Source organism: Hafnia psychrotolerans, assembly GCF_014639435.1.
Lineage (GTDB): Bacteria > Pseudomonadota > Gammaproteobacteria > Enterobacterales > Enterobacteriaceae > Ewingella > Ewingella psychrotolerans.
Genome location: NZ_BMFZ01000013.1, coordinates 54,418 through 72,168, shown reverse-complemented (window position 1 = coordinate 72,168; position 17,751 = coordinate 54,418). Strand labels below are relative to the sequence as shown.

20 protein-coding genes are annotated in these 17,751 nt (G+C 50.7%); 3 read left to right on the top strand and 17 right to left on the bottom strand.

Features of this window, described 5'->3' with window-relative positions; genetic code table 11:
• Positions 1–8: 8 nt before the first annotated feature.
• From IEV89_RS19370 to pldB, 12 genes are all read right to left on the bottom strand, one after another.
• Positions 9–431: an acyl-CoA thioesterase gene (locus IEV89_RS19370; RefSeq protein ID WP_188475153.1), complete on the bottom strand. Its 423-nt coding sequence runs from the start codon at positions 429–431 to the stop codon at positions 9–11.
• A 3-nt stretch (positions 432–434) separates the two neighbouring features.
• Positions 435–2,138, bottom strand: a complete 1,704-nt coding sequence (locus IEV89_RS19365) for a glycosyltransferase family 2 protein (RefSeq protein ID WP_188475152.1) — start codon at positions 2,136–2,138, stop codon at positions 435–437.
• A complete protein-coding gene (locus IEV89_RS19360; RefSeq protein WP_188475151.1) occupies positions 2,129–2,482 on the bottom strand; it encodes an ApeI family dehydratase in 354 nt (117 codons plus the stop codon). Before IEV89_RS19360 ends, IEV89_RS19365 begins: the two co-directional genes overlap by 10 nt.
• Positions 2,469–3,827: an AMP-binding protein gene (locus IEV89_RS19355; protein WP_188475150.1), complete on the bottom strand. Its 1,359-nt coding sequence runs from the start codon at positions 3,825–3,827 to the stop codon at positions 2,469–2,471. The genes IEV89_RS19360 and IEV89_RS19355 overlap by 14 nt, the downstream gene beginning before the upstream one ends.
• Entirely contained in the window at positions 3,824–4,342 is a 519-nt protein-coding gene (locus IEV89_RS19350) for a COG4648 family protein (RefSeq protein WP_188475219.1), read from the bottom strand. Before IEV89_RS19350 ends, IEV89_RS19355 begins: the two co-directional genes overlap by 4 nt.
• Before the next feature lie 67 nt (positions 4,343–4,409).
• Positions 4,410–4,658: an acyl carrier protein gene (locus tag IEV89_RS19345; RefSeq protein WP_188475149.1), complete on the bottom strand. Its 249-nt coding sequence runs from the start codon at positions 4,656–4,658 to the stop codon at positions 4,410–4,412.
• A gap of 17 nt (positions 4,659–4,675) precedes the next feature.
• On the bottom strand, positions 4,676–4,933 hold the full coding sequence (locus IEV89_RS19340) for a phosphopantetheine-binding protein (protein WP_188475148.1): 258 nt from the start codon (positions 4,931–4,933) through the stop codon (positions 4,676–4,678).
• Positions 4,934–5,085: 152 nt separating this feature from the next.
• Entirely contained in the window at positions 5,086–5,811 is a 726-nt protein-coding gene (locus IEV89_RS19335) for a beta-ketoacyl synthase chain length factor (RefSeq protein ID WP_188475147.1), read from the bottom strand.
• Positions 5,812–5,938: 127 nt separating this feature from the next.
• Positions 5,939–6,979 (bottom strand): methyltransferase, encoded by a 1,041-nt coding sequence (locus tag IEV89_RS19330; protein ID WP_188475218.1) that lies wholly within the window; start codon positions 6,977–6,979, stop codon positions 5,939–5,941.
• Positions 6,980–7,087: 108 nt separating this feature from the next.
• On the bottom strand, positions 7,088–7,477 hold the full coding sequence (locus tag IEV89_RS19325) for a hypothetical protein (RefSeq protein WP_188475146.1): 390 nt from the start codon (positions 7,475–7,477) through the stop codon (positions 7,088–7,090).
• 182 nt (positions 7,478–7,659) lie between these two features.
• Complete coding sequence (yigL, locus tag IEV89_RS19320) at positions 7,660–8,469, bottom strand: sugar/pyridoxal phosphate phosphatase YigL (protein ID WP_188475145.1); 810 nt, start codon at positions 8,467–8,469, stop codon at positions 7,660–7,662.
• A 51-nt stretch (positions 8,470–8,520) separates the two neighbouring features.
• Positions 8,521–9,510, bottom strand: a complete 990-nt coding sequence (gene pldB / locus IEV89_RS19315; RefSeq protein WP_188475144.1) for a lysophospholipase L2 — start codon at positions 9,508–9,510, stop codon at positions 8,521–8,523.
• A 115-nt stretch (positions 9,511–9,625) separates the two neighbouring features.
• On the opposite strand from pldB, the gene rhtB reads away from it, so the two are divergent.
• Positions 9,626–10,246, top strand: a complete 621-nt coding sequence (gene rhtB / locus IEV89_RS19310) for a homoserine/homoserine lactone efflux protein (RefSeq protein ID WP_188475143.1) — start codon at positions 9,626–9,628, stop codon at positions 10,244–10,246.
• A gap of 60 nt (positions 10,247–10,306) precedes the next feature.
• Here rhtB and rhtC read toward each other — a convergent pair whose 3' ends face one another.
• The 3 genes from rhtC to pldA all read right to left on the bottom strand — a co-directional run bounded on the left by rhtC (position 10,307) and on the right by pldA (position 13,928).
• Positions 10,307–10,936, bottom strand: coding sequence for a threonine export protein RhtC (gene rhtC, locus IEV89_RS19305; protein WP_188475142.1), 630 nt, complete (start codon positions 10,934–10,936; stop codon positions 10,307–10,309).
• 93 nt (positions 10,937–11,029) lie between these two features.
• Positions 11,030–12,862, bottom strand: coding sequence for an ATP-dependent DNA helicase RecQ (gene recQ / locus IEV89_RS19300; protein WP_188475141.1), 1,833 nt, complete (start codon positions 12,860–12,862; stop codon positions 11,030–11,032).
• A 187-nt stretch (positions 12,863–13,049) separates the two neighbouring features.
• The gene (gene pldA, locus IEV89_RS19295) at positions 13,050–13,928 is read right to left on the bottom strand and encodes a phospholipase A (protein WP_188475140.1); all 879 of its coding nucleotides are present in this window, start codon (positions 13,926–13,928) and stop codon (positions 13,050–13,052) included.
• 210 nt (positions 13,929–14,138) lie between these two features.
• Here pldA and IEV89_RS19290 point away from each other — a divergent pair, with 210 nt between their 5' ends.
• A complete protein-coding gene (locus tag IEV89_RS19290; RefSeq protein ID WP_188475139.1) occupies positions 14,139–14,621 on the top strand; it encodes a thioesterase family protein in 483 nt (160 codons plus the stop codon).
• Positions 14,622–14,696: 75 nt separating this feature from the next.
• Positions 14,697–15,584, top strand: coding sequence for an EamA family transporter RarD (gene rarD / locus IEV89_RS19285; protein ID WP_188475138.1), 888 nt, complete (start codon positions 14,697–14,699; stop codon positions 15,582–15,584).
• On the opposite strand, the gene IEV89_RS19280 is transcribed toward rarD, so the two are convergent.
• Positions 15,573–16,637 (bottom strand): AbrB family transcriptional regulator, encoded by a 1,065-nt coding sequence (locus IEV89_RS19280; protein ID WP_373283421.1) that lies wholly within the window; start codon positions 16,635–16,637, stop codon positions 15,573–15,575. The two genes, rarD and IEV89_RS19280, sit on opposite strands and share 12 nt — an antisense overlap.
• 121 nt (positions 16,638–16,758) lie before the next feature.
• Entirely contained in the window at positions 16,759–17,721 is a 963-nt protein-coding gene (corA, locus tag IEV89_RS19275) for a magnesium/cobalt transporter CorA (protein WP_188475137.1), read from the bottom strand.
• Positions 17,722–17,751 lie beyond the last annotated feature (30 nt).

The following is a 17,751-nucleotide window of genomic DNA, read 5'->3' as shown; positions in this document are numbered from 1 at the left end:
CCATTTTCTCACGGCTTAACTCCCATTCTCTCGAACAAAATATCTGGGCTAACGAAACACATTTCACGTGTGCTGGCGTCTACGGCAACCTGAATGGTGTAGGCCGTGGTGGTCCGTTTTCCGCTCTGCACATCAAAAATTTGGTAGGCTATTTTTAATCGATTCTCATATTCTTCAACCGTGGCACGAACTCGGATTTTTTGTTCAAATTCAATAATATCGCGATACTTCACGCGGGTATCCACCACGGGCCACACATAGCCAGACTCACGCATCTGCCGATAGCCGTAATTGAACTGGTTGAGCAACGCCTCACGCGCTATTTCAAAATAGCGGAAGTAATTGCCGTGCCAAACTACGCCCATTGGGTCAATGTCATGAAATGGAACGGTAATGTCCACCTCAGCAGTAAAGCGTGTATCGGTTAGCACTTGTTATTCCTTATCTGAAGGCGCATCAGGCAGCCGCCAAAAATCAAAAAAGTTGAACCAGTCGAGCGGGGCTCGCAAAGCATAATGCTCTAGCCTGGCGGCGTAGCGATCGACAGTTTGTTGCAAGGCGTCCACACGCTGAGCCCTTGGCAACAGCAACGGATCGGCAAACGGCTCACAGTAAATATGTAATTTCCCTTGTTGGCGCAAAGCAAACATCAGTACCACCGGGCAACGTAATACCGCAGCCAATACAAAGGGACCTTGCGGAAAAGGTGCCATCTGACCCAAAAATGAACTCCACACCACTCGGCGTTCACCGCCGCGCTGGAGGTTAACGGAGGTTCGGTCGCCGACAATTGCCACCCATTCGCCCGCCTCCAATTTTTCTTTCAACAACATGGCCGTTTCAGGCCCAACATCCGTCACGGGGATGAGATTTATGCCTGCCTGAGGACTCATTTCCTCAATGATTTGTTTAAAGCGCTGAGCATGTTCACTGAATACCAGCGCATTAATCTGCCGATGACCATGGTGTTGGGCCAACGCACGGCACACTTCAATGTCACCCAGGTGGGACGCCAGGATCAGTTTCCCGCCATCACTTTTTGCATTTATTGTTTCTTGTGAACCGGGAGCAAAGACAATTTCCTGACCTAAGCGTAAATCGCCTCGCCAACTGGCAACCTTGTCCAACATCGCGCTACCGAAACGCAAAAAATGTCGGTAACTGTTCATGTTTTTTGGCAAGGTGAATGACTGTTGTTCGGCGGTGGCTTTCACCCGAGAAAGATAGCGCTGAGAAGCCAATCGCTGCGTGGTTCCCGTGAGCCAAAAATAGCCCACCACAGGACGTAGCATCACTTCAAACGTCCGGCGACCCAGTAGACGATAAACACCCAGCATAAAACGCATGCCACTCAGCCCTTTGCGCTCTTTGATCCCAGCCCAATGCGGCTGGCGTCGACGCATCAGCAAAGCGGGTAATCGCGGCAACATGCCAAAAAATAAGCGCGTGTGCATCCATGAGATTCGCAGGTTGTCACGCAGCGCATCAAAGTGAGACAGGCCACCAGCAGGATAAGTGACCCGTGTTGGCACGAAATGGCTGTCGGTACCTTGCCAGTAAAGCCGCACCATAATTTCGGTATCAAAATCCATTCGCTTGCCGATCGGCTGCCGGGCAATTAACGCCATCACGGGCGCAAGAGGATAGACTCGGAAACCGCACATGCTGTCTTTGAGCGACAGCGACAGTGTTTCAATCCACACCCAAACATGGGTGACATAACGCCCATAGAACCTTGATTTCGGCACCGACTCATCATACACCGGTGCCCCAGAAATCAATTTTTCGGGAAACCTCTGTGCCTGTTCCAGCATCCGTGGAATATCTTCGATACAGTGCTGGCCGTCTGCATCAACCTGTAACACGTGCGTATAACCGGCCCGCAAAGCCGCCCTAAAGCCCGTCAATACCGCCATGCCCTTGCCGTTGTTTTGCGGCTGTCGGATTAACGTCACCTCAGAGTGAGCAGCCGCCAGTTGCCCCAGTGTCTGCTGGGTGACCTGATCGCTGCCGTCGTCGACAATGAAGCAGGGCAAACCCAAAGGAACAAGGCGCTCCAAAACCGACGCCATCATTGCGCCGTGGTTATAGCAAGGGATGACCACGCACGGAGAAAAGTGATTGGCGCTTAGCGGCATAATTTGATGCTTCCGTGGCTCGCAATGCGAGGTTCTTGCCCCTGCAATAATGCGTAACTGAACGTGATTAGACCTCGCGCCTCATTCCAATTGAGCTTCAGCAGAACTCGGTTATTGGGCAATAACGGCAATTGAAATTTGACCTTATCAATGCCACAAAATTGCCACTCAGAGCCCGCAATCTCAGCGGCATAGCTCATCACCCAGTCAATTTGTGCCACTGCGGGTAATAATGGTTGAACATCGAAATGTCCCATAAACCAAGACAGCGCGGGATCCAGATACAGGCTAACCTCCCTCTGATGCGGCTCCGACGGATAGCGGCATAGCTCAATGGGTTTCATTAAATAGCTCCTGTAACTGTGGCCAAGATCGTTTACTTTGTTGATTCAGCGGAATTTCACTCACGATGCGCCAGTAGCGCGGTATGGCAACGGGCTCCAACCAATCGCTAAGCTGCTGACGCCAGCGGCGAATTTGAACACCTCGCCCGGCGTGATTTAGTCCGTATAACCCGTTTGAATTGAGTACCAGTACTGCGCCGATGCATTGCCTCTTCCCACGCTGAACCAGCAGTACAGCCGCCTGATCAATACCTTCTAATGTAGTCAGTCGACGCTCAATCTCGCTAAGAGAAATCCGCTTCTCTTCAATCTTGACCACCCGATCATGGCGTCCATCAAGACGAAATGTCCCATCAGCCGCAAAAGTCAGACGGTCATCGAGCAGGAATCCTTCAGGATCGGCAATCAACGGCGACATCACGCGCCAATTATCTTGCAGGTCACGCTCGAATTTAACGCCCGGAAACCGCTGCCATTGAGCCTCCGCTTGCCGAGAACGCCATGCCATCACGCCAGTTTCAGTGCTGCCGTAAATTTCATCAACGTGAAGCCCCAACCACTGATGAACGCGCTGCGCATCCTTTTGGGTGAGCGGGCCACCGGCAGAAACGACCAGCGCTGTTGGCGGTGCAGGTAGTTGAGTATCCAAACGTTGCAAAAAAGCGGGGCTGCTAATAAATACACTGCGTTGATTGTTATGCACGACGTTACGGGTCAATTGTTCAGGAAACGCCACCATTTCACATTCGAACGGTATCCCTAAGGCCTGAGCCAACCAAATACGGGAGGTAAGCCCATATAAATGCTGGTGGTTGACGGATGAGCGAATCAGGCAGCCATCCATTCGCTCACCCCATAATTGAGCCAGCCATGCAGCTTCGCAATCCATCGCATTGATCTGTTTGATAATACGGCGTGGTTCACCGGTTGATCCCGACGTAAACAGCGTCATAGACGCGGTGTCGGAAACCGGAGGCAGCGGCTGCGTGATGTTTCCCGTTTCACTCAGCGACCACACAGCGCAAGGAAGATCGAGTGACATATCACTCAGCACCGCATCAAAATGCGCTTGTTGCTCAATCAGTTGAGCATTACGGCTATGTCCCAATAAAACAGGCACTTTCGCGGCGTGCAATAGCGCCAGAAGCGCGACGCAAAATTGATAGCTATCATGAAAGCAGAGAGCCCATCGCAGCGCCGAACACGTGATCAAACGGGCATGCAACATGCCAACATCACGGCGCAAATCCGCCAGAAAGAGATTTTTATCCGCGCGGCGGGCAACCACATGGTCATTCGAGCGAGCGTCAGACAACCATTTCGACAGCGGCAATGTATTGTTCATTTTTTGATCCGCTGACGAACCAGCCATTCCACGCCCATTAACGTTCCAATCAATAAATAGCTTATGAAGCCGTTCCATAACGTCCATATTTTCATATCATGATGTAAACAGGTTGCCAGAGCGATAGATCCGTTAACCATAAAGAATACGCACCATACCTGCGTGACTTTACGGGTATAACTCACCCCTTTGGGCGGCAAGTCTGGCTCACCTAACCGGGCGATTTGTTCCGCGATTGGCATGCCATAAAACAATGAACTGCCGAACACGAGTAGCAGTACGACATTCACTGCCACCGGATAAAACAGCAACAGTTGATGATCGCGTAGTAATAAACTGGCCGAGCATAAGGCTACGCCAGTTAGCGATAAGGCTTTTTCTGCATACCGTTTCTCCCCCATTCTTCCCTTTAGTAGCCAGAAGCGCAGCAGGAAAAACAAGACAAATACGAGAGCGAGCCAAAAAGAAGCGCCGTGCACAATACTCGCCCAGATAATGAACGGCCACGATACCATCAGCAGCGCATTAACAACGTCTGGCAGTGCCTGTAATCGCGAATTGACCCGTTTATTCGACACGCAATCAGCTTTCTTGCAGTAACTGCTCTACCGCATCCACGACGTCTTGCACCGTGCAAACGGCTTTAAACGACTCTGGCTTAATTCTGCGTCCGGTTTTCTTTTGTAGATGTACGATCATATCGACGGCATCAATACTGTCTAAATCCAGGTCTTCATACAAAAGCGCCTGCGGGGTAATTTGTTCTGGTGAAATGTCGAAAAGCTTAACCAAAAGGCCAGAAACTTCTTGATAGATATCTTGTTTTTCCATTGATTGTCACCTAACTATTAAGCACGTTGAGATTGAATAAAGGACGTTAAGGTCGCCACAGAATAGAAATGCTGACGCACCTCTTCATTTTCCGCAGAGAGCACCACGCCATAACGGTTTTTAACGGCTAAACCCAATTCCAGCGCATCAATAGAATCTAATCCCAGCCCATCGCCAAACAGCGCGCCATCAGTCTCTATGTCATCAGGCGTAATATCTTCCAGGTTTAAGGTGTCAATAATGAGTCTTTTTATTTCAAGAGAGAGTTCTTGCATCGTTTGCTACATCCAAAAGTATGTTGCCTTTATCAGGCGTAAAAATCAGGGCTAATGACCGATTGCATTGGCGGGCGGCGAATGCTCGCCAATCCACGTCGACAGTCATAAAATTTTTATTGGCTATATACACTTAGCGGCTATCACAGAGGTTACCGATTCCACTGCCAACCAAAGCGTTCTCCGGTAACCGTAAATGACGTTTTGTTACCCAGCCAGTGATGCAAAAATTGCAGGCTCTGAGGTAAATCGGGTTCGGATGCAGGCTGAAGGAGCGGAACGGTTTCACAACGTAGTGCGTTGCCGGGCTCGATCAGCAATGCCATCGCAAAAGGATATCTCGGCATCGCGGGGGGTATGATCTCATGATAGAACTCAGGGATCAGGCCATCAAAATCCACCATCAACACGCGAGAATAACCCGCCTGATGCATCGCTAAAACTTCACATAACCCTTGTTGAAAAGTGTCAACGCCGGCCGAAACTGAAGAAGAGACTAACGGTTGTTTGGCCGCAATCGTCAGATTCCCCACCGCTGAATTGTGCACCGACATAGCAAAATCCGTAGGCGATAAACTCTGCTCCGTTGCCAGCGCGACCAAAATGCGATAGTTGCGCTCAAGTTCGCCGTGACGGCTGGTATATACGATGGCATCAACGGGCTGGCGGCGTAAAATAGCCAGCCCACACTCAACGGCTAAACGACTACCAGAACTTAAACGACGGGCCGTCATCATCGGTAATTGGCTGCATTTCGCCAACGCCAGGGTGTGATCCACGCGTGCAGGATGCTGTTCAGCCCATAAGAGCCACTCATCACGATCCGCGAGGCCCGGTGCCATGGCCTGCCAGTCAGTTATGTTCAGTGTCAACTTCATTAGTGGGTGTTCTCTTGGCGGAGAAATGAGCAAAAATCAGGGTTAAATATCGATAACGAAAATATTTGCCCATTATCTACCATATTCCCTGGTTTACCGCCATTCTGCGGCCTGCATCAAAAATGCATCAGCGTTTTTTACAAATCAGCAAGGTATGCCCAAGCCCAAGGTTACTTATTTGTTTCTCAACGTAAAAACCAGATTTATGCAAATAACTCAGGAAATTTTCCGCACTGTAAAATCGACTGTTGCCATTTGCCATACAGGTAAAATAGAGAGATGAAGCATTTAGGCTAAAAGCGCCGGCTTCGTAAGCCTGACAATCCCAGAAGAGCTCCATGATACATACCCGCGCATCCGGTTTCATTTCTGCCGCGATTTTCTGCAAGATGGCAATAATTTGAACTTCAGAGAAACAATCAAGAAACTGGCTCATCCACCAAATATCGGCATCATTGGGCAATTTGGCGTCAGAAAGCATGTCTGCAGCATGAACGAAAATACGTTCAGATAATCCATGGCTGGCTACGTTCTCTTGGGCGATGGCGATCTGCTGAGGAAGATCGATAATCGTGACTTCAACCTGCTCATCGTGCTGGCAGCAACGTAATGCCCACTTGCCCGTATTACCGCCCACATCATAAATTTTAGCTGGCTGGAGGCCAAACACGTGCGGTAACGCAGCGTTAAATGCCCCATCTGAGTAAAAATGATCGAAGGCAAACCAGCTTTTTTTTGCCTGCTCAGGTAAATGGCTTAATGCCGGATAGATCGTCGACCATGCACCAAAGACTTGTAACCCCGCAGGTTTACCCTGCTGTAGGGACTCTTTCAAGTGGAACAGTCCCTGATAACAGACGTCTTGTGTAAAATCCATATTGATGCGCGTCATGGTGTCGTGAAGCAAGTAATGGCCAATTTTGCCCATGAAATAGCGCCCATCAATTTGATAGAGAATGTGGCCACTCATTCCCATGTCTAGCAAAACACCAACGGCATAATCATCCAGATCACAACCAAGAATAATCTCTTGTAACGTAATGCCTTTCTCTCGGCAATTATCGAGCAACGCTAAAATCCCAGAGTCACGCAAATTTAGTGCAGCCTGAAATAACATCGGAGCAAATGCAATTTTTTGCGCCTCAGTAATTGCATCCAAAGCACTCATGCTATCGTTGTCGTAATTATAGTGTGCAGTCACGGGTCGATATCCCTGATCGTCATTCCTAATAAAAAGTTAAGCCAAATATCAGTCGGGCTTAATCCTAACTTATTTTTATTTAAATGCTTTTGCCGCTAACTGTAACTGAATATCATTATCCAGATTATTTACCCATCGATTGTAATTACGATGGATACTTCCTCTGCGAGCCCTGAGATTAGTGCTGCTAACATAGTTAATCGTATAGGCGCTGGCGCTATAGTTAACGCGAATATTGACACTATAACCACGACTAGCCATGCGACCGTTTATGACACCCGCGCCCGCAGGCGTCATAATCCAACCGCGCTTTAGACCCGCCTCAAAAATTGCTGACTTAACCTGATCGGTAGAGTTATGTGTGGTGATTGTCGTTTGGGGTGTCAGTATTGGCGCAGTACGCGCGCAACCAGCCAGAGCGGTAACAAAAATAAGACCCAGTAATAATTTATAGGTAACGTTCATATATACCTTTTCATTTTTTAATTTTAGCGCTTTGAAAAATATAGAATACAAGAGTAAGAGTGTAATGGTTTATATAAACATAAGTAAACAATGAAGTCGCATTCTCCATTATGCTGAAAACATAAAAAAGCGGGCAAAGCTTTCACTTTACCCGCGGTTTTATGGTTCAACGTAACGAGAATTTAATCCCGTTCAGACATATACATTTTCCGCAGGTAGTGCGGCACGGCATCGTCAGCGTTCGAACCAATAATTTCAGCGTCCGGCATGGCCGCTTTCAAGCGCGGCAATGAGCCGCTCATCAGACAGCCTTTGCCCGCCATAGTCAGCATTTCTAAATCATTCAGACCATCGCCAAAGGCGATACAGTCCGTCAGCGAATAACCCATTAATTTAGCGACATGTTCCAGCGCGTGGCCTTTCGATACGCCGCCGGCCATCACTTCCAAGCAGATTGGCAACGAGAAGCTGACGTTAACGCGGTCACCCCAGCGGGCATTAATCGCATCTTCCAGCGGTATCAACTCTTCATGGGTGTCAGCGGTGAAGTAGACTTTACAAATGCCGTCAGTTTCCAGCAATCCCGGCTCATAAAGTTTGTGTTTGAATACGGATTCGCGGAAAAACTGCTCCTGGTCGTCACGATCGCGGTTCATATACCAGTCATCGTTACGGTAAACGTTAGTCAGAATGTTCGGATTGTTATGCATGATACCAAACAGGTCACGGGCAATGTCTGCATCTACGTTATGGGAGAAGATCAGCTCGCCTTCCGTGTTATGCACTCGTGCGCCGTTGGACGTTATCATAAACGCGCTGATTTCCAGATTGTCGCGAATTTGTGCCACGTCGATGTGATGTCGACCTGTGGCAAAGACGAAGTGTACACCACGTTGAGTCAGCATCTTCAGCGTCTCTTTGGCATACGGGCTCAGGGAATGATCGGGCGACAGCAAGGTGCCATCTAAATCGGAAGCAACAACATGATACATAGCGGTAGGTTCTAACCTCTGATGGAGTTGTGCGCGGCAGTCCGCCGCGAGTTAATGCCGCGCAAAAAAGCGCATGATGGCATCGAGCGCCTTTGCCCTCAGGTCGTCCCGCTCAAACAGGATCTCATGGCGCGCGCCTTCGATGACCAGCGGTTTCCCCCCTTCACAAGGGTGTCCGGCAACGGCCATCGCCTGACAAAAAGCAAGCTGTGACGAGTTATCAACTACCCGATCTTCGCTTGCCTGTAATAATAGTAACGGTGTAGTGATGTTTTCGGCCTGTTGCAGAATATGCATCCCCGCTTCAATACTTTCCCGAACCCAGTGGTAGGTCGGCCCACCAACCTGTAATTCTGGGTAATCGGCATAAAAACGCATGTTGCGGCGATAGCGTTCGCGGCTGTGTGTCAGGCCATTCACCAAAAAGGGCAGTGGATGCCAGTGGCCGGTTCCCAGGGCGTAGCCGTCGCGACGCGGCGGGCGATTTTCCGCCCAATTGAGTATTCGCCGTGAGATCCAGCTGGGTATACGTAAATAGATGCCGGTCATCGGTGCGCAAAAGGCTGCTGCGTCAAACGTCTGGGGATATTTTGCCAGCAACAACGCACCAATCGCCCCGCCCATCGAATGGGCCAGCAGGAATTTTTTGCTGTAACTTCGTGGGGCAATTTCAAGCTGGTAGAGGCGGTGTAAATCCTCAACATAATCGTCAAAATGCTGAACATGGCCGCGATGCGGATCCTCCAGCATGCGGCCGGAACGCCCTTGTCCACGGTGATCCACAATGATCACATCGTAGCCACAGTGAAAGAGGTCGTAAGCCAGTTCCGGATATTTGACATAACTTTCAATACGGCCCGGTGACACCAGAATGACACTGTCGTTTTGAGCGGCCGTGAAGCGGACATAGTGAATATCAACACCATCCACTCCGGCAAAATGGTTCTCTTCACGCTGACGCCAAAAATCCAGCAATGGCCCGGTTGCAAAGGCAGAAAACTCTTTCTCTCGCGTTAACCACGTTGCAAAGTTTGATGACATTCAGGGGTTCCGAAAACCTGTTACAGGAGTGTGAAGTAAGTTTTTTGTGAGCCGTAGCACAAACATAAACAATAGCGTATTGTGCCATAAAATGACCGTTTCAGGGAGTAACGCGATGACATTGGATTGGTGGTTAACCTATCTGCTTACCACTTCGATTTTAAGCCTTTCACCGGGTTCCGGTGCCATCAATACCATGAGCGTGGGTATCAGTCATGGTTATCGCGGCACGGTGGCCTCAATTGCTGGCTTACAACTCGGCCTGGCTATTCACATCGTACTGGTTGGTATCGGCCTTGGTGCGCTGATTTCGCAATCCCTGATGGCCTTCGAAGTGCTGAAATGGCTGGGTGCGGCTTACTTAATCTGGCTGGGTATCTGTCAGTGGCGCGCCGCCGGTGCGATTGATCTCAGCGCGCTAGCCAGCAGTATGCCACGACGTCGCCTGTTCAAACGGGCGATTCTGGTCAATCTAACCAATCCGAAGAGCATTGTGTTTTTAGCCGCACTGTTCCCGCAGTTTATTATTCCGCACCAACCCCAGGCCGCGCAGTATATGGTGCTTGGCGTCACCACCGTGGTGGTCGATATTATCGTGATGATTGGCTATGCGACACTGGCGACGCGCATTGCCGGTTGGGTCAAAGCACCAAAACAGATGCAACTGTTGAACCGAATTTTTGGCTCACTGTTTATGCTGGTCGGCGTGTTGCTGGCGAGCGCCAGAAAGGTTTAAATCTAAAAAATGCAAAAGGGTCCGACATGCGGGCCCTTTTGAATGCGCACAACGTACCAATCAGCGATTCACAATCAACGCGATACCAAAACCGGTAAACACCACGCCCGCTACGCCATCAATCCATTTTGCCAAACGCTGGTAACCACGACGCATCGCAGGCAATGCAAAGACCATCGCCACAACCGAGAACCAGACAAAGGTTTCCGCTACGATCAAAATAAACAAGCCACCGCGCTCCCCGCCACTGACATTGTCACCGACAAACAATGAGAACACGCTGCCGAAGTAAATCACCGCTTTCGGGTTGGAAAGATTGGTCAGAAGACCGCGCATAAAAGTGCGGCCACGGGCAGGCAGATCGATGGGGCTTTCCACTTCATCGGTATCACCAGCCAATTTTTTGGCCCGCGCTGATTTCAGCAGTTGCCAGCCCATCCAGCACAGATACAAGCCACCGCCGACGGTAATAATCTGGTGCAGCCAGGCCATCTTTTGCAAAATCAGATGTAATCCCATCAGCGCCACTGCCGCCCAGACGGCCACGCCCAGCGTAATGCCCACCACCCCCATCATCGCATCTTTACGCGAGCGACTGGCCGCCGTTTGCGAGACAAAGAAGAAATCAGGACCGGGACTTACCAGCGCGATCATATGCATCAATGCAACGGTCAGAAATAGAATTAACATAGGTCACACTCATTTTTTTGTGGGGAAGAGTCATGCAATCCAATATCCTAAATCACTCGAGCTGCATCCAGGCGGCTCGAAGGATGACAGGTATTAGTCGTCGCCATTATCGATATGGTCTCGTATCATCGCCATAAACGGACGACCAAACTTCTCGAGTTTACGCTGGCCAACGCCGGTGATATCCAACAAATCGCTCGGGCTTATTGGTAAATGCTCAGCCATTTCCAGCAGTGTCGTGTCGTTGAACACAACATAAGGCGGGACGTTGTTGTCATCGGCCAACGATTTACGCAGCTTGCGCAGTTTGGCAAACAGTTTGCGATCGTAATTGCCACCGTACGTTTTCTGACTGGCGCTGCTCTTAATCTTCAGAGTCTGAATGCGTGGTACCGCCAGTTGAAGGGGCGTTTCACCGCGCAGTACTGGGCGTGCTGCTTCGGTCAGTTGCAGCGCAGAGTGCATGGCAATATTCTGCATAATCATACCAAGATGAATCAGTTGGCGCACCACACTGGTCCAGTGCTCATTACTTTGTTCTTTACCGATACCATATACCGACAGCTTGTCATGCCCATATTCGCGGATGCGCTGATTGTTAGCACCACGCAACACTTCCACGACATAACCCAGACCAAAGCGCTGCCCCACGCGCGCTACTACGGATAGCGCCTTTTGAGCATCAAGCAGACCGTCGTAACGTTTTGGCGGATCAAGGCATACGTCGCAGTTACCGCAGGCATTCTGTTTACCTTCGCCAAAATAGTTGAGCAGCACCAGACGGCGGCAGGTTTGCGCTTCGGCAAAAGCATTCATGGCATTCAGCTTGTGGCGTTCCACGTTCTGTTGGGCGCCTGGGGGTTTTTCTTCCAGGCAGCGGCGCAGCCAAGCCATATCAGCCGGGTCATACAGCAGCACCGCTTCGGCGGGTAAGCCATCACGTCCTGCACGCCCGGTTTCCTGGTAATAGGACTCGATGGTGCGCGGAATATCAAAGTGGACCACGAAGCGCACGTTGGGCTTATTGATCCCCATGCCGAACGCCACTGTAGCGACCACGATTTGTAGATCATCGCGCTGAAAACCTTCCTGCACGCTGGCGCGGGTAGTGTTGTCCAAACCGGCATGATACGCGCCGACGCTCATACCACGACTTTGCAAACGCGCGGCGGTATCCTCGACTTTGGCACGGCTGTTACAGTAAATAATGCCACTTTTTCCGCGCTGGTCCTGCACGAAACGAATCAACTGATCGAGGGGTTTAAACTTTTCCACCAGTGTGTAACGGATATTGGGGCGATCGAAACTACTCACCTGAATCAGCGGATCGTTAAGCTCGAGCAGACGCACGATGTCGTTGCGGGTCGCTTCGTCAGCCGTGGCAGTCAGCGCAATGACCGGCAAGTGAGGATAGCGTAGTTTCAACTGACCGAGGGCACGGTATTCCGGGCGGAAATCATGGCCCCATTGGGAAATACAGTGAGCTTCATCCACGGCCAGCATGGCCGGATTCCACTGTTGCAATTGTTCGAGGAAGTCGCCCATCATCAGGCGTTCTGGGGCAATGTAGAGCATTTTGATGCGCCCGCTGCGACAACCCGCCATGACTTCCTGTTGCTGCTCGCGGTTTTGGGTCGAGTTGAGGCAGCCAGCTTCGACACCTGCGGCCATAAGTTGATCAACCTGATCTTTCATCAGTGAGATCAACGGCGATACGACCAACGTCAGGCCATCCATCACCAGAGCGGGGATTTGGTAACACAACGACTTACCGCCACCCGTAGGCATCACTACCAGGCAGTCTCGCCCGGAGATGGCCGTATTGATGATGGTTTGCTGACCCGGTCGGAATTGCTGATAACCGAAGGTATCGCGTAATACCTGCTGTGCCAGCTCTTCTCTATTTATCACTGCCGCCGTAGACACTCAATTCCCCAACTGTTCAAACCGCCCAACGACCTGAAAGCCGTTGGGACTGTACTCATGATATACCCGAAGTCATTCCCGTTGCAGAAAGGTGACCAACGAAAGAACCCGTTGAGCTTACTCATGTAAGTGATTCGGGTGATTGCGCGCGGCCAATACATCTGCAACGTGAAGTATGAAGGGTATATCACATTATATCGTTGAGCATGATACCAACACCCACGCGAGTCTGCTTGTAGTTATAGTCAATCAATGACTCGCCGTAGCCGCTGAACACTTTGGTGTAGAAACGCATGTGCTTGGTGATCGGGTAGCTGACGCCAATGTCCGCGCCGCCATAACCGGTATTCCAGTTGTACCGGCTCTCAACGCTGATAACACTTTCGCCCAACGCATAACCGACTTTCAGACGGTAGTAACCCATGTACTTGGTGATATCAGGGTTATCATCATTTTTGTCACTTTCAGGAATGCGATACCAGGGTTTCAGATCCACCTGCCAGTTACCATTTTGTGCCATAAAGCGGGCATAAACACGATTCCAGCTCCGGGACGTGGGGTCAGACCGGCCATTAGAGTCATGGTTGAAACCGTATTCTGCCTCACGCAGGGTCCAGCCCATCAACTGGTAATCCGTCGCCCAGGCTATGAAGATTTGCGGCTCATAATTCGTTTCACGAAACGGCGAAGATTCCGCACGGTTAGAGAGCTGCCAGAAGGATTTCTGCGTGTAAGATGCGCCCAGCAATGAGTTATCACCGGCAATTCCGCGCCAGATCGGGAAGCCCAGGCTGAGCTGGAATTCGACTTCATCATGCCGGGCGTTATCAGCCCAATCATATGATTTAATAGCTTTTTTATTTATGCCGCTCGTGTCACTATAAACCAGATAGTTAGTATCATAAGGATATAAGGTAAACGGGTTATCGTGCTCTTGCAGCAAACTGGCGATCACGCTACCACGTACCACTGGCTTATCATGTATATCCTGAATGGTTGCCTCAGCCGCATGGCCCAGCGCCGGCATAGCCAGTAAAGCAGCCCCAACAGTCCAATTTTTACGCATTATTCCTCCACCAAAATAGTCAATTGCCGACTGCGCGGCTGAGATGTTATTAGATTTTGAGAACCCAGAAAAAGCAGGCTATTTTACACACAAATAGCACGCTCACTGCGTATTGATTAGATTTATCATTGTCACTCTGGAAATCAATACACCAACGGCCTAAAATCTACATTCCATTAACATTTAGGTCCGCACTTCAGGAAGTCTGTCATGTCTGCCACTCCCATGAGCCACGATGCCGCGCGCCAGCTAATCGGCGATATTTTCGTTTACGATATGCCGTTCAACCGCGAACTGGGTCTTGAACTTAAACGCCTTGAGGCAGACCACGCCGAGCTACTATTTACTCATCAGGACCGCCTGGTCGGTAATGCCGCACAGAAGATCCTCCACGGCGGCGTGATCGCTGCCGTACTGGATGTCGCAGCCGGTCTGGTATGCGTCACCAGTTCGTTGATCCGTCGCGATAAGCCTGATCATCCCTTGCTGGAAGCGGAAATGCGCCAGCGTCTGGCGAAAATGGGTACCATCGATCTCCGTGTTGACTATCTGCGCCCAGGGCGTGGCGAGGTATTTACTGTCACCAGCCAACTGATCCGTGCGGGAAATAAAGTGTCCGTCGCGCGGGTCGATCTACACAATGACAGTGGTGTACATATTGCTACGGCGAATGCCACTTATCTGGTGGGCTGAATAATGAGAAAGCAAATCCATCGCGGTAAGTATCGGTTACACTCGCTTTCTTAATTTTCATCAGGTCAGCTCAACATGGACGAACAACGCACTCGACAAGGCATTATTTTTGCTTTCATCGCCTATCTTATCTGGGGTATCGCCCCGGTATATTTTAAGTTGATCAAGCAGGTTCCCGCAGGGGAAATCCTTACTCACAGGGTAATCTGGTCGTTCTTCTTTATGCTGATTTTACTGTCAGTTAGCCGCCGTTGGGGCGATGTGCGTCAGGTGCTGAAAGTGCCGAAGAAGGTGGTTCTGTTATTGTTGACGGCCACAGTGATCGCCGGTAACTGGCTGTTATATATCTGGGCCATCAACAATAGTCATCTGTTGGAAGCCAGCCTTGGCTACTTCATCAACCCGCTGGTTAACGTACTGTTGGGAATGGTGTTTTTAGGCGAGCGTTTCCGACGGATGCAGTGGATTGCCGTGATACTGGCGTTTATCGGTGTCGGTTATCAGGTGTGGATGTTTGGTTCGGTACCGATGATTGCCCTGGGGCTGTCGCTGAGTTTTGCGCTATATGGATTGTTGCGTAAACGCATCGGCGTAGAGGCCCAAACGGGCATGCTTATTGAAACGCTGTGGCTGTTGCCGGTAGCGGCCATCTATTTGTTTTTCATCGCCGATACCGTCACCAGTCATCTGCCAGCCAATCCATGGTCGCTGAATCTGCTACTCATGGCAGCCGGAATCGTTACGACGATCCCGCTGCTGTTTTTTACCGCAGCAACGGCGCGTCTCAAACTCTCCACCTTAGGCTTTTTCCAATATCTTGCCCCAACGCTGATGTTTATTCTGGCGGTGTTCTACGGTGAGAAAGTCAACATATCGCAGCTCGTTACTTTCGGGTTTATCTGGGCGGGTTTGATCTGCTTCGTCACTGACGCGCTTTATACCCAACACCGCCTAAGGCATTGAGGACGACGGTTTGGCACTGCGTGAAATAAACTTCGCCATGGCCGGACCGGTCACAATGATGGTCAGCAGACGCAACGTCTGCATTGCCATCACGAACCCTAAATTGACATTACTGCCTGCCGCGATGATCGCTACCGTATCCAGCCCGCCCGGGCTGGTCGCCAGATAGGCCGTCAGCATATCGACATGCAGCACCTGTGTGAGGACCCACGCCATCCCACCGCAAATCAGCATCAGTCCGATAATTGACGCCACCATCTGCGGTAGCGTCTGCAATGCCAGCCTGAAAATGGGTCGGGTGAATCTTAATCCCACGCTCCAGCCAATCAGGGTATAAGCCATCGCCAATAGCCACTCAGGTACCTGTAACGTCATGGTTTCAGTCGAGTGAAGTACCGCACCGACAACAGCCGGCAATAGTAATGCACCGGAGGGAATACGCAGTCGGGGTCCCAGCCAGACGCCTGCCAGTGCCAGCAGCAGCGTGGCGGCAAAGCGCCAGTCAACGGGAGGGAACCAAATCACAGCAGCAGCCGAAGCGCTATCGCCGAGGGTTATACGCGCGACAAATGCCGCCGCCGTTGCCACAAACAACACCCGTAGATACTGCATGAATGCCACCAGACGCACATCGGCTCCGAAGTCTCCAGCCATCGCCACCATCGCGCTGGCACCTCCGGGGGAGGAACCCCACGCGCCGGTTGGCCCAGGTAGGCTACTGAATTTCACCAGCAGCCAACCGGATAGGCCGCTTGCCAAGAGTGTAGCGACCAGTACCAGCAGGACCATCGGCCAGTCATTCAGCAAAGGGGGCAAGATAGAGGGCGATAAACTCTGGGCAATCATGCAGCCGAGAATACCCTGCGCAATTTTGAAGAAAACCGGTGCGATACGCACAGTCGCGCCCAGTAATCCCATCAGGACACCGACGATCATCGGCCCCAGCAGCAAAGCGGCTGGTACGTGGAATGCCTGAAAGAGAAAACCGAGGATCAGCGAGGCGATAACCAGCAACGACCACTGACTCCCGGAAGCAATCCTTTCCATCAACATGATTTAATTCTGCATCAGAGCAAGCGGAGGCATATTTTTAACATAGTTTGAACAGCGCAGGGAAATCAGGCGCGAAGAACCTGCTGGCATAGGTACACTCCCATGTCAGCAGGATTAAGGCTTAAAGCCAATTCTTGCGTTTGAAGTACAGATAAGGTGCCAGACCGGCCAGGATCATCAGGCCAATCGCAGCCGGGTAACCAAAGGTGAGATCCAGCTCAGGCATAAACTTGAAGTTCATGCCGTAACTAGATGCCACCAGTGTTGGCGGCAGAAACACCACGGAAACAACCGAGAAGATCTTGATGATGCGGTTCTGTTCGATATTAATGAAACCCATTGCCGCCTGCATCAGGAAGTTGACCTTCTGAAACAGTGATTCGTTATGTGGCAACAGCGACTCGATATCGCGCAACACTTCACGCGCCTGTTCAAGCTGGCTGCCAGGTAAACGGGCCTTGCGCACCAAAAAGTTCAGCGCGCGCTGGGTATCCATCAAACACAGACGCACTTTCCAGCCAACATCTTCCAGCTCCGCCAGCGTAGATAACGCTGCGTCATATTCATCGCCCTGCTGACCTTCCATGATCACACGGCTAAGTTTTTCCAGATCGCTGTAGATATTTTCGATTTCATCTGCCAACTGTTCGATTTTGGTTTCGAACAGATCCAGCAGGAGTTCATAAGCGTTTCCATCCACCAGCGTCTGGTTTCTGGCACGCATACGGTAGAGACGAAACGCCGGTAGTTCGCGCTCACGCAGTGTATACAGCCGGCCTTCGCGGATGGTAAAGGCTACGGTACTGTTTCCCGCGTGGTCTTCCGCATCTTCATAATAGAAAAAGGAGTGAATGTGCAGGCCATCTTCGTCTTCAAAGAAACGGGCCGACGCTTCGATATCATCCAATTCCGGACGTGTTGCCAGGCTCTGGCCTAACTCACATTGAACACGCTCACGTTCCTGTTCATCTGGCTCAATCAAGTCGACCCATAACGACGTTTTCAGCTCGTCAGTTTCGGCTTCAGACTCGTCCAGCTCCAAACGGGATAAGCGGCTGTTATCTAATTTAAAAGCACTCAGCATGTGCCCGTTCTCCCAAAGGTGACAGGTATG

What these genes read in the sequence shown, in the direction of transcription:
- IEV89_RS19365 (WP_188475152.1), bottom strand. Translation starts at nt 2,138, where the DNA reads ATGCCGCTAAGCGCCAATCACTTTTCTCCGTGCGTGGTCATCCCTTGC.
- IEV89_RS19360 (WP_188475151.1), bottom strand. Translation starts at nt 2,482, where the DNA reads ATGAAACCCATTGAGCTATGCCGCTATCCGTCGGAGCCGCATCAGAGG.
- IEV89_RS19355 (WP_188475150.1), bottom strand. Translation starts at nt 3,827, where the DNA reads ATGAACAATACATTGCCGCTGTCGAAATGGTTGTCTGACGCTCGCTCG.
- IEV89_RS19350 (WP_188475219.1), bottom strand. Translation starts at nt 4,342, where the DNA reads ATGGTATCGTGGCCGTTCATTATCTGGGCGAGTATTGTGCACGGCGCT.
- IEV89_RS19345 (WP_188475149.1), bottom strand. Translation starts at nt 4,658, where the DNA reads ATGGAAAAACAAGATATCTATCAAGAAGTTTCTGGCCTTTTGGTTAAG.
- IEV89_RS19340 (WP_188475148.1), bottom strand. Translation starts at nt 4,933, where the DNA reads ATGCAAGAACTCTCTCTTGAAATAAAAAGACTCATTATTGACACCTTA.
- IEV89_RS19335 (WP_188475147.1), bottom strand. Translation starts at nt 5,811, where the DNA reads ATGAAGTTGACACTGAACATAACTGACTGGCAGGCCATGGCACCGGGC.
- IEV89_RS19330 (WP_188475218.1), bottom strand. Translation starts at nt 6,979, where the DNA reads ATGAGTGCTTTGGATGCAATTACTGAGGCGCAAAAAATTGCATTTGCT.
- IEV89_RS19325 (WP_188475146.1), bottom strand. Translation starts at nt 7,477, where the DNA reads ATGAACGTTACCTATAAATTATTACTGGGTCTTATTTTTGTTACCGCT.
- yigL (WP_188475145.1), bottom strand. Translation starts at nt 8,469, where the DNA reads ATGTATCATGTTGTTGCTTCCGATTTAGATGGCACCTTGCTGTCGCCC.
- pldB (WP_188475144.1), bottom strand. Translation starts at nt 9,510, where the DNA reads ATGTCATCAAACTTTGCAACGTGGTTAACGCGAGAGAAAGAGTTTTCT.
- rhtB (WP_188475143.1), top strand. Translation starts at nt 9,626, where the DNA reads ATGACATTGGATTGGTGGTTAACCTATCTGCTTACCACTTCGATTTTA.
- rhtC (WP_188475142.1), bottom strand. Translation starts at nt 10,936, where the DNA reads ATGTTAATTCTATTTCTGACCGTTGCATTGATGCATATGATCGCGCTG.
- pldA (WP_188475140.1), bottom strand. Translation starts at nt 13,928, where the DNA reads ATGCGTAAAAATTGGACTGTTGGGGCTGCTTTACTGGCTATGCCGGCG.
- IEV89_RS19290 (WP_188475139.1), top strand. Translation starts at nt 14,139, where the DNA reads ATGTCTGCCACTCCCATGAGCCACGATGCCGCGCGCCAGCTAATCGGC.
- rarD (WP_188475138.1), top strand. Translation starts at nt 14,697, where the DNA reads ATGGACGAACAACGCACTCGACAAGGCATTATTTTTGCTTTCATCGCC.
- IEV89_RS19280 (WP_373283421.1), bottom strand. Translation starts at nt 16,637, where the DNA reads ATGTTGATGGAAAGGATTGCTTCCGGGAGTCAGTGGTCGTTGCTGGTT.
- corA (WP_188475137.1), bottom strand. Translation starts at nt 17,721, where the DNA reads ATGCTGAGTGCTTTTAAATTAGATAACAGCCGCTTATCCCGTTTGGAG.